This window comes from Aeromonas sp. QDB17 (assembly GCF_027705305.1).
GTDB classification, from domain to species: Bacteria; Pseudomonadota; Gammaproteobacteria; order Enterobacterales; family Aeromonadaceae; genus Aeromonas; species Aeromonas caviae.
The window spans coordinates 94,031-106,511 of the sequence record NZ_JAPDBP010000005.1; the positions used below are offsets into that span (position 1 = coordinate 94,031).

General features: G+C 64.2%; 13 protein-coding genes. 6 read left to right on the forward strand and 7 right to left on the reverse strand.

The window, feature by feature from the left end:
* Positions 1-125: 125 nt before the first annotated feature.
* Entirely contained in the window at positions 126-1,136 is a 1,011-nt protein-coding gene (gene glpX, locus OKC41_RS06330; RefSeq protein ID WP_039040467.1) for a class II fructose-bisphosphatase, read from the reverse strand.
* Between the two features lie 218 nt (positions 1,137-1,354).
* Here glpX and OKC41_RS06335 point away from each other — a divergent pair, with 218 nt between their 5' ends.
* Complete coding sequence (locus OKC41_RS06335; RefSeq protein WP_201894961.1) at positions 1,355-2,413, forward strand: porin; 1,059 nt, start codon at positions 1,355-1,357, stop codon at positions 2,411-2,413.
* 59 nt (positions 2,414-2,472) lie between these two features.
* Here the strand turns inward: OKC41_RS06335 and OKC41_RS06340 are convergent, their stop codons facing one another.
* Both OKC41_RS06340 and OKC41_RS06345 read right to left on the reverse strand, forming a co-directional pair.
* Positions 2,473-3,210, reverse strand: coding sequence for a bifunctional 2-polyprenyl-6-hydroxyphenol methylase/3-demethylubiquinol 3-O-methyltransferase UbiG (locus OKC41_RS06340; RefSeq protein ID WP_048208937.1), 738 nt, complete (start codon positions 3,208-3,210; stop codon positions 2,473-2,475).
* A gap of 470 nt (positions 3,211-3,680) precedes the next feature.
* The gene (locus tag OKC41_RS06345; protein ID WP_270671795.1) at positions 3,681-4,163 is read right to left on the reverse strand and encodes a GNAT family N-acetyltransferase; all 483 of its coding nucleotides are present in this window, start codon (positions 4,161-4,163) and stop codon (positions 3,681-3,683) included.
* Between the two features lie 272 nt (positions 4,164-4,435).
* On the opposite strand from OKC41_RS06345, the gene OKC41_RS06350 reads away from it, so the two are divergent.
* The 3 genes from OKC41_RS06350 (at position 4,436) to OKC41_RS06360 (ending at position 8,378) form a co-directional block, all read left to right on the forward strand.
* Positions 4,436-6,478 carry a TonB-dependent siderophore receptor gene (locus tag OKC41_RS06350; protein ID WP_270671796.1) on the forward strand — a complete coding sequence of 681 codons (2,043 nt, stop codon included), beginning with the start codon at positions 4,436-4,438 and terminating at the stop codon, positions 6,476-6,478.
* 65 nt (positions 6,479-6,543) lie between these two features.
* The gene (locus OKC41_RS06355; protein ID WP_270671797.1) at positions 6,544-7,164 is read left to right on the forward strand and encodes a PepSY-associated TM helix domain-containing protein; all 621 of its coding nucleotides are present in this window, start codon (positions 6,544-6,546) and stop codon (positions 7,162-7,164) included.
* Positions 7,165-7,340: 176 nt separating this feature from the next.
* Positions 7,341-8,378: an acyltransferase gene (locus OKC41_RS06360; protein ID WP_270671798.1), complete on the forward strand. Its 1,038-nt coding sequence runs from the start codon at positions 7,341-7,343 to the stop codon at positions 8,376-8,378.
* Here the strand turns inward: OKC41_RS06360 and OKC41_RS06365 are convergent.
* The gene (locus OKC41_RS06365; RefSeq protein ID WP_042015355.1) at positions 8,350-8,706 is read right to left on the reverse strand and encodes a helix-turn-helix domain-containing protein; all 357 of its coding nucleotides are present in this window, start codon (positions 8,704-8,706) and stop codon (positions 8,350-8,352) included. The genes OKC41_RS06360 and OKC41_RS06365 overlap by 29 nt on opposite strands.
* A gap of 121 nt (positions 8,707-8,827) precedes the next feature.
* Between OKC41_RS06365 and OKC41_RS06370 the strand changes: the two genes are divergently transcribed.
* Complete coding sequence (locus OKC41_RS06370) at positions 8,828-9,133, forward strand: monooxygenase (RefSeq protein ID WP_052814439.1); 306 nt, start codon at positions 8,828-8,830, stop codon at positions 9,131-9,133.
* A 12-nt stretch (positions 9,134-9,145) separates the two neighbouring features.
* Here the strand turns inward: OKC41_RS06370 and OKC41_RS06375 are convergent, their stop codons facing one another.
* Entirely contained in the window at positions 9,146-9,760 is a 615-nt protein-coding gene (locus OKC41_RS06375; protein ID WP_039040459.1) for an outer membrane beta-barrel protein, read from the reverse strand.
* A gap of 201 nt (positions 9,761-9,961) precedes the next feature.
* Here OKC41_RS06375 and OKC41_RS06380 point away from each other — a divergent pair, with 201 nt between their 5' ends.
* The gene (locus OKC41_RS06380; RefSeq protein WP_201894957.1) at positions 9,962-10,600 is read left to right on the forward strand and encodes an exopolysaccharide biosynthesis protein; all 639 of its coding nucleotides are present in this window, start codon (positions 9,962-9,964) and stop codon (positions 10,598-10,600) included.
* Positions 10,601-10,663: 63 nt separating this feature from the next.
* On the opposite strand, the gene OKC41_RS06385 is transcribed toward OKC41_RS06380, so the two are convergent.
* Positions 10,664-11,554 carry a sensor domain-containing diguanylate cyclase gene (locus OKC41_RS06385; protein ID WP_042015352.1) on the reverse strand — a complete coding sequence of 297 codons (891 nt, stop codon included), beginning with the start codon at positions 11,552-11,554 and terminating at the stop codon, positions 10,664-10,666.
* Positions 11,555-11,881: 327 nt separating this feature from the next.
* A complete protein-coding gene (locus OKC41_RS06390) occupies positions 11,882-12,466 on the reverse strand; it encodes a hypothetical protein (RefSeq protein WP_010672673.1) in 585 nt (194 codons plus the stop codon).
* Positions 12,467-12,481 lie beyond the last annotated feature (15 nt).

Below are 12,481 nucleotides of genomic sequence, written 5' to 3' on the forward strand. Positions count from 1 at the left end.
CCACCGCCATCCTCCTGCTTACAGGATGATGTCGCGTACCACGCTGTCCTTGCGATCCAGGAAGTGGATCGACTTGATGCGACGGCATGAGAGTTCGCGACTTGCCGCCACCGCCATCCTCCTGCTTACAGGATGATGTCGCGTACCACGCTGTCCTTGCGATCCAGGAAGTGGATCGACTTGATACGGCGGATGGTGCGCGATTTACCGCGGATCAGCAGGGTCTCGGTGGTCGCCATGACGCCGTCGCTGGTGATCCCTTCCAGCAGATCACCCTTGGTGATGCCGGTGGCCGAGAAGATGACGTTGTCATTCTTGGCCAGATCTTCGAGCTTGAGCACCTTGCTCACGTCGATGCCCAGCTCCTCGCAGCGCGCGATCTCCTGTTCACCCAGGGCGCGAACCTCGGGGCTGTCACCCTTGACCTGGTGGCGGGGGATCAGGCGAGCCTGCATGTCGCCGTCCAGGGCGCGGATCACCGCGGCGGAGATCACCCCTTCCGGCGCGCCACCGATGCCGTAGAGCATGTCCACTTCGCTGTCCGGCAGACAGGTGAGGATGGAGGCGGCCACGTCACCGTCGGGAATGGCGAACACCCGCACCCCCAGGCCCTGCATCTCCTTGATCGCCTTGTCATGACGCGGCTTGGCCAGGGTGATGACGGTCAGACGGGAGAGGGGCTTGCCGAGCGCCTTGGCCACGGCCTTGAGGTTCAGCTCCAGGGCCTGATCGAGATCGATGGCGCCTCTCGCCTTGGGGCCCACGATCAGCTTTTCCATGTACATGTCGGGGGCCTTGAGGAAGGATCCCTTGTCGCCCACCGCCAGCACGGCCAGAGCATTGGCCTGACCCATGGCAGTCATGCGGGTCCCCTCGATGGGGTCGACCGCGATGTCCACGGCGTCGCCCTGACCCGTGCCCACCTTCTCGCCGATGTAGAGCATGGGGGCTTCGTCGATCTCCCCTTCGCCGATCACAATCTCGCCATCGATCTGGATCTGATTGAGGATGTGACGCATGGCCGCCACGGCCGCGCCATCGGCGATATTCTTGTCACCACGTCCGAGCCACTTGTAGCCAGCCAGTGCAGCCGCTTCCGTCACTCGGGAAAATTCGATTGCCAGTTCACGTCTCATCGCATATCCAACCTTAGGAGCTCGAAAACGGGCGGCATTCTACCACAAGGGCAAACCTTTGCGCGTAAAAGTGGCGACCAGCCACATAAATCCCGGTTTTCATCCCGCTGACATGGAACCGACACGGTTTGTTCATTGCACGGTCACCCGACTGTCATCTGTCACTTCTAGCATGGCCCCGTCTTTTAAAACAAAAGCTTGCAACACAAGGGATCATGATGAAAAAGCTGACAGTAGTAGCATTGGCTCTTACCGCCGCCTTCCAGGCTCAAGCCGTCGAAGTGTACAAAAACGAGAGCACCCTGCTCGACCTCTACGGCCGCATCTACGCCGGCCAGTTCTTCGGCGAGAAGAAAGAGCTGGACGCCAACGGTGACATCAAGAACGAATACAGCGACAAGCAGGGGGCCAACCAGTTTGTCCGTCTGGGCGCCAAGGTAGAGAGCGAGATCAACCCGGGTCTCAAGGCGCTGGCCCAGTACGAACTGCAGATGTACATCAACGACAGCGAGAAGACCGTCAGCGAGAACTCCGACAACCTGCGTACCCGTCTGGCGTTCGCCGGTGTCGGCGCCAACTGGGGAACCGTCACCTTCGGTCGCCAGAAGGGGGCCCCTGGCTTCCTGGCGGACTGGACTGATGTCTCCCTCTCCGACGGTTACGGCAACGAGGCACTGGGCGCCAAGACCGACACCTTCGCCACCAACCGCGCCGGCTCCGTGCTGAAGTACTCCGGCCTGTTCAACGGTTTCCAGGTAGATACCAGCTACAAGTTCGATGGCGGTGACACCGAAGAGACCTCCAGCAAGGACAGCGATGCCGCCTACGGTGCCGCCGTGGCCTACACCTTCCCGTTCAACCTCTCCCTGGGGACCGCCTACAACGTGGGCATCCGCGACAAGAGCGGTGAAGAGGATGCCAAGCTGTGGCTGCTCTCCGCCAAGTACGACAACAAGGCCCTCTACGCCGCCCTGAGCTATGCCGACGGCAGCGACTTCCTGGCCACCGGCAAGGATCACACCGGCTGGGAAGGGGCGCTGGGTTACAACTTCGAGAGCGGCTTCGGCCTGATGGCCCTGTGGAACAAGCAGAAGGTGGAGCAGGCTGGCAAGTCTGACTACGACTCCATCGACTACTACACCCTGGGTGCCCAGTACAAGTTCAACAAGAACCTGCGCGTCATCGGCGAGTACCGCATCAACAACCTCGACAGCAATGACAGCGGCAAGCTCAACACCAAGGATGACTTCCAGCTGGCGGCCCGCTACGACTTCTAAGTCGGCAACCACCTGACGACACGGCGCGCAGAGCACTCTGCGCGCCGTTTTTTATTGCGTCAGGCCAGGGGTTTGTACGCCGACACCAGCAACAGCATGGGGCGCTCCGCCTCCTCCGCCAGGGCCGGGTTGGCCGCAATCTGCGCCGCCGTCGGCCCCCACTCCTCCACGCGGCGGATCTGGAACCCGGCGGCGACAAGGGCATTGAGGTAGGTGCCCAGGGTGCGGTGATACTTGATCACCCCCTCCGCCAGCCAGTTGCTGACCCGCTTGCCCTCCGCCTGATAGCCGTTGATGGGCCAGGAGCGGCGTCCCTCTGCATCCACCAGCCAGCCCTGCGGCTGCGGGCAGGTGAAGATGGGGTGCTCCACCGAGAACACCAGGCTGCCGCCAGCCACCAGCGCACGGTGGATCTCCGCAAACAGCGGCGCCACCTCGGGCAGGTAGTGCAGCGCCAAGGAGCTGTAAATGAGATCGAAAGGCTCATCGGACAGCGCAAGACCGTCCAGATCCCCCTGCCGATAGCGGATGGCCTCATCCCGGGTCAGCTCGGCGGCACGGGCCAGCATCTTCGCGGAGAGATCGATACCGACCACATCGGCAGCCCCGAGATCTCTGGCTGCCCGGCAGAACCAGCCATAACCGCAGCCCAGATCCAGCACCCGCTTGCCGGCAAGATCCGGCAGCATGGCGTGCAGCGCCGGCCACTCCGGCGCCCCCGCCAGCCCGTGGAGGGAGCGTGGCAGTTGGGCATAGCCCTCAAAAAACCCTGGTTCGTCATAGATATTTTGTGACATTGCACTGTTTCCTCTTGAAGATGGTCAGCCTCTCTGGCCGACGACCCGGCCCTTGCCAAGCATACCCGTCGGTCATGACAGACCATAAAAAAAGCAGAGACCCGGGCGGGCCTCTGCTCTGTCTCGCACCCGCAGCCTGGCTGCGGGACAACAAAAAAGGCCATAGACGAGGCAACGTCTATGGCCTTGGTTCAGTCGTGCGGCAAGGTCACGGCTCCCGCGAGGTAGCGAGATCCGGTCGTCACTGCACGATGAATGGATGGGAGGTCTGGGCCTCCACCGGCTCCGGACAATGCTTCATCGTGCGCATCTGTACGGAGTTCATTCGGGTCACTCGCTGATCCGAAGCATAAAGGGTCATGTCACTCACCCGGCCGGGCCGGTTCCATCAACACATTGAAAAATCTGGTGCCACTCTAGGGGACAGGAGTCTCAGAGGCAAGCCCGGCAGATCATGTTTGCCGACCCTCTCACCCCAGCTTCTTCTGCCAGAACATAGCCCGGCCCACCTCGGGATCGAGCTCATAACCCACAAAGCCGCTGGCGCGATAGACAGCCTGGGCCACCTTGTTCCCCTCCAGCACCTCCAGGGTCAGCTTGCAGCAACCGAGCTCCCGGGCGAGCCGCTCCGCCTCCGCCAACAGCTGCTTGCCGATGCCCTGGCCGCGATGGGCAGGGTGCACCGCCACGTCGTGGATATTGAGCAGCGGCTGACAGGCGAAGGTCGAAAAACCCTCGAAGCAGGTGGCAACGCCAGCGGGCTCCCCATCGACCCAGGCCAGCAGCACATGAGCACCGGGTCGCGCGGCCAGGGCTTCGGCCAGATTCGCCTTCACCTCGTCCGCCAGTGCACTGCCGCCCCCCATCTCGTCCCTGGCGTATTCGTCCAGCATCGCGATCAGCGCCTCGCCGTGGCGAGGGTTGTGCAGATCCGCCCTGATGATCTCAACCATGTTTCTCTCCCTGTGTGTTCCGGATGGTGCGCCAAGGCGCGAGGCCACCATGGTAGCGTCCCCTCCGAACCGAACCAAGGTTCCCCCGGCCTTTTCCCCGAGGTTCCAGCCCCCTCAGTGCCTGCCCGCCAATGATCTCTTTTTCTTGCATCTTCTCCTTGCAAGGCAAATGAAAATCAATATCATTAGCAACCTCTCGCGATGAGAGAAATCAATAATTACAATTAAATCAACAAGTTCAGGCCGATTGGTCGACAAAGAGTCACACCCAGATGAACCATTCCAACTCCCCGCGCGCCTTGCTGGGCGTCGCCTTGCTGGCGGTTTGCACCAGCCCCCGTGCCGAAGACGAAACCCTGACCGTGGTCGGCAAACGCAGCCAACATGAAGAGGTCGCCACCGCGACCCGTACCGCCACCCCGGCCAAGCTGGTGCCCCAGAGCATCGAGAGCGTCAAGGCAAGCGAGCTGACCGCCTTCGGCCAGCCCACCCTGAGTGAAGCCCTGACCGGCATCCCTGGCGTCAACGCCAGCGGCGACACCCGTTTTGACGGCGTCACCATCCGCGGTTTCAGCGCCAGCAACGACTTCTACCTCGACGGCCTGCGCGACGACATGCAATACACCCGCGACCTTGGCAACATCGAACGGGTCGAAGTGCTCAAGGGCCCCGCCGCCGTGCTCTACGGCCGTGGCAGCACGGGCGGCATCGTCAACCGGGTCAGCAAGGTTCCCCAGAAGGGGCAGGCCTCCAGCGTCAGCGCCCAGGTAGGCAGCTTCGACAGCCGACGCTTCGCCGCCGACCTCAACGGCGAGGCAGGAGAGCGGGTACAGGTGCGCCTGAACCTGGCCCAGGAAGACAAAGACAGCTTTCGCGACGACGTGACCAGCAAGCGCACCCTGCTGGCCCCCTCCGTCAACTGGGAGATCACCGACACCCTGAACTGGCTGGTGCAATACGAGCGCAACGAGCACGATCGCACCCCGGATCGCGGCATTCCCGGCGTCGATGGTCGCCCGGCGGATGTCCCCATCGAGAGCGTCTACAGCGACACACGCCGCGACTTCATCGACGATGTGGCCCAGTCCACCCGCTCCCGCTTCACCTGGGACATCAACGATCAGTGGCAACTGCGCCAGCAGCTCGGCTACACCACCCTCGACAGCCAGTTCGACAATACCTATGTCACCAGCGTCAAGGGTGACAAGGTGACCCGCGCCCGCTGGCAGCAGGATCTCAAGGCCAGCAGCCTCACCAGCAACACCGAGGCGGAAGGCCAGCTGCAAACCGGCCCCATCGCCCATCGTCTGCTGGTGGGCCTGGAGCAGGGCTGGCAGGATCGCACCCCCAAGCTCTACCAGAACGCCAACCCGATCCCGGCAGGCAACCTCTATGATCCGGGCTCCCTGCCCACCTACGACGGCGCCATGAAACTCTCCAGCGATGCCCATCACAGGGTACGCGGTGTCGGCCTCTATGTGCAGGATCAGCTCAGTCTGGGCGACTGGCACCTGCTGGCAGGCCTGCGCCGCGACGACTTCACCGTCACCAGCCGCCGCAACGACCTCGACAAGGAAGAGACCCTCTCGGTCACCAGCCTGAGTCCGCGCCTGGGCCTGGTGTGGAACCCCATCGAGGAGCATGCCTTCTACACCTCCTACAGCAAGACCTTCACCCCGGTGGGCGGTGAGCTTATCGGCATCACCCCGGGGGACAAGAACAACAACCTGGATCCCCAGCACACCCGGCTCTATGAAGGGGGCGTGAAGAGCGACTGGCTGAACGGCCGCCTCGCCACCACCCTCTCCCTCTACCGGCTGGAGATGTACAACAAGCGCAGCAAGGATCCGCTGGATCCCACCCGGGTGATCCTCACCGGTCTGCAGCGCACCGACGGCATCGAGCTGAGCGCCCGTGCCCAGCTGACCGACGAGATCTATCTGCGCGGCGGCGTCGCCATCCAGGATGCCGAGCAGGTCAAGGCAGACGCGGACCTGCAAGGCAAGCGACCGATGAACGTCTCCCGCCAGAACGGCCAGCTGTTCGCCGGCTACCAGAGCGGCAAGCAGGGCTGGTTCGGCGAGACCGGGATGACGGCGGTGGGGGATCGCTTCGCCGACAACGCCAACACCACCGCCTTGCCCGGTTACGCCCGCTTCGACGCCCGTGCCGGCTACCGCTGGCCCCAGTGGGAAGCCCAGCTGAGCGTGGAGAACCTGACCGATCACGACTACTTCGTCAGCGCCACCAGCGCGGCCCAGATCATGCCGGGCACGCCCCGTCAGCTGCACCTGACCGCCGCCTACCGCTTCTGATCCTCCCTGTTTACCGCCCCCTCTGGCCAGCGTTCGCTGGCCAGATTGTTATGAAGCACCGAACGATGACACGCAGAAAACTCCCCCTGCACAACAACAAGTGGGTGCGCCGCATCCACGCCTGGGCAGGCTTTGCCACCCTCACCCTGATGCTGCTCTACGGCCTCACCGGCCTCTGGCTGCAACACAGGGCCGTGCTGCCCCTGCCCGGTCCCCACACCGCCAAATCGAGCGAAGAGATAGTACTGAGCACGCCGCTGGCCAGCCCGGATGAACTGAAAGCCCTGCTGCAACAGCGTTATGCAGACATGTTCGAGGAGGGGCGACCCCAGATCACCCCGCCCCAGACCCTGCCCACACCATCCGGCGCCCTCACCCTGCCGGCCCGCTGGGAGCTGCGCGGCGTCACCCTCAGCCAGAGCGTGACCGCCAGCTATGTGGAAGGCACTCTGCTGGTGCGCACCGAGCTGCAGCAGGCCAACTTCGCTGCCAGCCTCAACCGGCTGCACCGTGGCATGGGCACCGGCCTGCCCTGGCAACTGGTGGGAGATCTGGCGGCCCTGGCCATGCTGCTGCTGGCCCTCACCAGCCTGCTGATGTGGAACAAGCTGCACGGCCCCGCCGGTCGCGGCATCACCCTGCTGCTGCTGGGCGCCCTGGTCACCGTGCTGGTGGCCCTGCTCTAGCCCTTTTACCGACACCAAAACGGGATCCCGCTCCCGGCGGCGGTAACCTTGCCCGCACCTCGGGTAACAAAGGGTAACCGGCCGCCGATGGGGGTCACAGTTGGCGACCAGGCGGCTGGATAGGGAACGCCTGCGGCTGATAGGGTGCGCCCAACTCCCGAACGCCGCGAGGAATCATGCGCATCTCCAGCATCGAATGCGGGCGAGTGGTGGCCATCCTGGCCGTGATGACCATCCATCTCTCCCCTTTCAGCAACCCCTTCGACCCCGCCCTGTGGGACGGCACGCCCTACCCTCTGGTCGGGGCCGTCATCAACCAGCTCTGCCGCTTCGCGGTGCCGCTGTTCTTCCTGTGCGCCGGTTACTTCTTGCAACCCGCCCTCGCCGCGGGCCACCCGCTGACGGTCGCACTGCGCTACTGCCGACCCCTGCTGGGGCTCTGGCTGGCGTGGAGCCTGCTCTACGTGCTGATACCCTTCAACCCGCTCGCGGCGGTGAGCGAGGGCTACCTGCCCGCCATGGCAGGCCAGTGGCAGATGCAGCTCGGGGATCATCTCAACGTCTGGTGGGTGGGCGGCATGATCCACCTCTGGTTCCTGCCCGCCCTGATGGTGGCGGTGCTGATCCTGGGGCTCTGCCAGCAGGCCCGCCTGCCAAGGCTGGCCCTGCTGCTGGGGGCCCTGCTTTACGGCCTGGCCCTGATAGGCGGCTCCTATGGCCCGCTGCTGCTGGGGGGCGAGTGGGCCCTGCTGACCCGTAACGGCCCCTTCTTCTCCTTGCTGTTCGTGGCACTCGGCGCCGAGCTGCGCCTGCGTGCCTGGCAGCCGGACGCCAGGCGCTGCGCCCTGATGATGATGACGGGGATGGGGCTTTATGCCCTGGAGGCCGCAGGTCTGCTGCGCGTTGCCGCCGTCCCCCTCGCTCGTCATGATTTCCTGCTGGGTTCACTCCCCTGGGCGCTGGGGCTGTTCGGCCTGCTGCTGGCCAACCCCGCATGGGGCAAAGGCAGCTGGCTGGAGCGCCAGGCCCCCAAGGTGCTCGGCCTCTACTGTCTGCACATGATGCTGGTGGTGTGGCTGATGATCTTCGGCCCCCAGGGCAAACAGGTGTGGTGGGAACTCCTCAAGGTACCCGCGCTGCTGGCGCTCACTCTGCTCGGCTACCGACTGCTGGCGGCCACCGCCCTCAGCCGCTGGTTGCTGCGGGCTCGCTAGAAACAGGACCCTGACCAGCCAGCAGATCAACGTGGTTCAGCGCAAAATCGTGCATCTGCTGAAGCAGGGGGATCAGGGCGACGCCAAGCGGGCTCAGGCTGTACTCCACCCTGGGCGGTACGTCGGGGTAGAGGGTGCGAATGATGACACCGTCGCTCTCCAGCTCCTTGAGCTGGGCGGTGAGCACCTTCTGGCTCACCTCGGGCAGGCAGCGGCGCAAGTCGCCAAAGCGCAGGGTCTGTTCGCGCAGATGAAACAGAATGGCCGGCTTCCATTTGCCGGTCAGCAGGCGCAATACCTGATAGGCGGGACAGGGCAGTGAGGGCACGGTATGGCTCGCGAGTGGTTACTTTGCGGTAACTATGCCACGAAAATGTGCCTTCTTGCAGCCAAGATGCCGGCTTCCTATGATGCGGATTCCGTCAATCAACGCCCACGAGAGGTTTATCATGCCCAGCCTGCTGCAGATCCATTTCAACTTCCCCGCCGAGATGATGGGACCGGCCCTCACTGCTGCGGCCATGCCGCTGGCCGACTCCATCACCCGGGAGCCGGGCTTCATCTCCAAGATCTGGACCGAGAACCCGCGCACCGGCGAGGCGGGCGGCATCTATCTGTTCGAGGATGAGGGGAGTGCACTCGCCTACGCCACCATGCACGAGCAGCGGGTGCTCGCCATGGGCGCCAGCGCGGTGCAGTACAAGGTGTTCGACGTCAACGAGCCCCTGAGTCGCCTCACCAAGGGCATCGCCTAGCCCGAGCGGGGCTCAGAACCTCAGGGTCAAGCCGATATTGGCCTGCCACTGGGTGATCAGCTCCCCTCGCACCCGAAAGGCGCAGATCTCGGGGTTGCAGAGAAACTGGCTGTCGTCGTTGACCAGGGCACCATAACCGCGCACCTCGGCCCGCACGGCCAGATGTTCGGTCAGGCGCGGCTGCACCCCGAGGGCCAGGGACATGGAAGGGGCCGTCTCGCTGTCGTAGGCATCGAAGCGGGTGACCCCGATCCCGGCACCGATATAGGGGGCCATCAGGTGGTCAGAGAGGGTCAGGGCCCCGGCAAACTGCAGGGTGTCCACCGTCAGCCTGTCGGGCAGTTCGGGGGACACCCGGGTCGACTGGTGGCTGTAGAGCAGCTCCACCATGCCGGGGTCATCCACCTCCCTGCTGATGAAGAGCCCCCAGCTGCCGGAGCGCTCCCCTTGCAGGGTGTCGATGTCGCTCCCGTGCGGCGTGGGGGCCGGCTCGTCCATGGCCCGAAAGTCGATGGCCGAGCTGTATCCCGCAAAGGGAGTCAGCTGCCAGCCCGTCGCCGGGGGCTCGGCTGCCCAGCCCGCCAGGGGCAGCAGCAACCCCGGCACCATCCCCATCGCTCCTCTCATGTGCTCATCCTTTGGTGAAAAGACCTGCGCAAAGCATATCAGAGCGCCCGTCTCCCACACTGGACGGGGGCTGTACCAGCCCCGTTGCCCCGCTCCCGATGGAAAAATCTGTGATCCCCGGGGTTATTCATCCGGGATTAACCTCGCCCCCGTAAGCTGACGGCGCCACAGCGGTGGCATCAACAGACGAGGATCTCAGGAATGGTTGCCGCGCAACTCAACGACCCCCAAAGCACGCTCTCCGATACCCTGAGGGCCACCGCCCACGCCATCGAGGAGAGCCACATCAGCCTGCGCCAGATGCTGGCTCTGGTGGGCGAACAGGGCATGCTGCTGTTTTGCGTGCTGCTCACGGTTCCCTTCCTGCTGCCGGTCTCCATTCCCGGCGTCAGCACCCCCTTTGGCCTGCTGATCCTCTTCATCGGCATCGGCATCACCCTCAACCGGGTGCCCTGGCTGCCCGCCTTCCTGATGGAGCGCCGCTTCGCCGCCGAGCACCTCAAGCCGACCCTGCACAAGGGGGCGGATCTGCTGGCCCGCATCGACCGCTTCATCCGCCCGCGCCTGCTCATCCTGACCGGCAGCGTGACCATCAACCGCTGCAACGGCCTGCTCATCATGCTGGCCGCTCTGCTGCTGATGCTGCCGCTCGGCGCCATTCCCTTCACCAACGCCATGCCCGCCTGGGCTATCCTGCTGCTGGCCATCGGCATGTTGCAGCGGGACGGTCTCTTCGTCGCCCTCGGCTATGCCCTGGTCGCCGCTACCCTGGTCTGGTTCAGCGCCCTGGCCATCGGCCTGCTGATGGCGGGGCAGAATGTCTCGACCCTGTTCGGCTGATCTGGCCCGGCCAAATGAAAGAGGGCGACCCAGGGTCGCCCTCTTTCCTGTTCACTGCGCCCCTCAGGGCGCCCCATCGTGGGCCACCCGGTTGCGCCCGCCCCGCTTGGCCCGATAGAGCCACTCGTCCGCCCGGGCCAGCACGGTGCCAAGATCCTCTCCCGGCCGGATCAGGGTGGTGCCCAGACTCACGGTCACGGGGGCGGGATCCGGCGCCATGGCCGCCACTGCGGCGCGGATCCGCTCCGCCACCTTCAGCAATATCCCCTCGTCTATCTGCGGCAGCAGGATCAGAAACTCCTCGCCACCGCTGCGCACGAAGAGATCCTCCCCCCGCAACTGGGCGGAGACGCACTCGCAGACCCGGCACAAGACCTTGTCACCGGTCTGGTGGCCGAAGCGATCGTTGATCTGCTTGAAGTGATCGAGATCCAGCATGATGAGGCCGGTGAGATGCTGACCCTGCACCCTGTGGTGATACTGGTCGAAGAAGAAGTGGCGGTTGTAGAGGCCGGTGAGCTGATCCGTCTCCCCGAGCCGCTTGAGCCGCTGTTGCAGCTCGTGCTGGCGGGTGATGCTGCGGGTCATCCAGGCCACCGCCCGCTTCCCCTCATATAAAGAGGGCAAGGGCGCTATCTTGCCCTCGAAACGCTGCATTCCCTGGGGCCCGGCGTCGGCGTCGATGCCGTCCACCTCGGCGGGGGAAAGGTCATACTCCACCACCTGCACCTGGCCGCTGGCGAGGGCCTGAGCCACCTGCGCCATCACCCACTGCGCCTTGTCCTCGGGCAGCACGTCCAGCAGTTGTCTGCCGATCAGCGGGTTGCCGTTCTGGTAGGACTGCTGCTCCATCCCGCCGATGTACTCGATGTAGTAGCCATCTTCGCTGAGGATGAAAACGGGATCCGGCAACTGGGCCATCACTTCGTAGAGTTGTGCCACTGAGAGCGCCATCCGAGCTCCTTGCTATCCATGGGAGTGGGTCCCTGTACTCCTGTTATACAAGACTCATGGAGTATCGCACAGGGGCAGAAAGCTGCCTGCCGGGCGGGAAGGATGCGGTCGGTGACGTGTTCACCGGACAAGCCTCCGGCAAAGTGAATGGTAGCAATCGGGGATGCTGTCAGAACCAGAATTGTCAGACAGTCAGGAAGGTTTTTGGCCCTCAGGCAGTGCGACATGCCAACGCATATGACGCCAGGGGAACCACAGGGGTATTCCCGCCCCCGGACAAGGGGGGCAAGGCCGGATCCCGGTCAAGAGGGATCCGGCGAGCCGGCATCAGCGGGCAGCGGATCGACTGGCGTTCCAGAGCAGTTCGCCGCTCTTGAGATCCATCAGGCTCATGGCGAGCCGGTAGCGGCCCCCTTCAGAGAGGAGATCCCCGTAGAGCATGTAACCCGCCCCGGTCTGGCGACCCAGACGCACCAGTGAGGCGGGGTTCATGCCCCCCTGCTGGTATTCGAGCTGACCCGTGATGGCCGCCACCTGGCCCGGGTCTGCGAAACGAAAGCCGCTATTGGCCTGAATGCGCTGGATCATGGCCACCGCCAGGGGCTGGGTGCTGAAGGGCTCACCTGTACCGTTCTGGGGCGCCATCAGCAGCAGTACCGGGCTGCTGCCCGCCAGTGCCTGCACATCGGCGGCCTTGAGGAAGTCATCGGCCAGGGCGACCGCCAGCCCCGTCGGTGCCACGGGTTTGGGAGCAGGCACCGGCTCGGCCTTGTCAGGCTCGGCCACGGGTTTCTCTGGTTTGGTCACCGGCTTGTCCGGCTCGCCGACCGGCGCAGGCGTCCCCCCATAGGGATTGACCGCACATCCGCCCAGCAGCAGGGCACCCACCATCAACAAGGAACGCAGCTTCATCTTTTCTCTCCGCCA

Excerpts from the sequence above, each read along its gene's own strand:
- glpX (WP_039040467.1), bottom strand. The coding sequence starts at position 1,136 with ATGAGACGTGAACTGGCAATCGAATTTTCCCGAGTGACGGAAGCGGCT.
- OKC41_RS06335 (WP_201894961.1), top strand. The coding sequence starts at position 1,355 with ATGAAAAAGCTGACAGTAGTAGCATTGGCTCTTACCGCCGCCTTCCAG.
- OKC41_RS06340 (WP_048208937.1), bottom strand. The coding sequence starts at position 3,210 with ATGTCACAAAATATCTATGACGAACCAGGGTTTTTTGAGGGCTATGCC.
- OKC41_RS06345 (WP_270671795.1), bottom strand. The coding sequence starts at position 4,163 with ATGGTTGAGATCATCAGGGCGGATCTGCACAACCCTCGCCACGGCGAG.
- OKC41_RS06350 (WP_270671796.1), top strand. The coding sequence starts at position 4,436 with ATGAACCATTCCAACTCCCCGCGCGCCTTGCTGGGCGTCGCCTTGCTG.
- OKC41_RS06355 (WP_270671797.1), top strand. The coding sequence starts at position 6,544 with ATGACACGCAGAAAACTCCCCCTGCACAACAACAAGTGGGTGCGCCGC.
- OKC41_RS06360 (WP_270671798.1), top strand. The coding sequence starts at position 7,341 with ATGCGCATCTCCAGCATCGAATGCGGGCGAGTGGTGGCCATCCTGGCC.
- OKC41_RS06370 (WP_052814439.1), top strand. The coding sequence starts at position 8,828 with ATGCCCAGCCTGCTGCAGATCCATTTCAACTTCCCCGCCGAGATGATG.
- OKC41_RS06375 (WP_039040459.1), bottom strand. The coding sequence starts at position 9,760 with ATGAGAGGAGCGATGGGGATGGTGCCGGGGTTGCTGCTGCCCCTGGCG.
- OKC41_RS06380 (WP_201894957.1), top strand. The coding sequence starts at position 9,962 with ATGGTTGCCGCGCAACTCAACGACCCCCAAAGCACGCTCTCCGATACC.
- OKC41_RS06385 (WP_042015352.1), bottom strand. The coding sequence starts at position 11,554 with ATGGCGCTCTCAGTGGCACAACTCTACGAAGTGATGGCCCAGTTGCCG.
- OKC41_RS06390 (WP_010672673.1), bottom strand. The coding sequence starts at position 12,466 with ATGAAGCTGCGTTCCTTGTTGATGGTGGGTGCCCTGCTGCTGGGCGGA.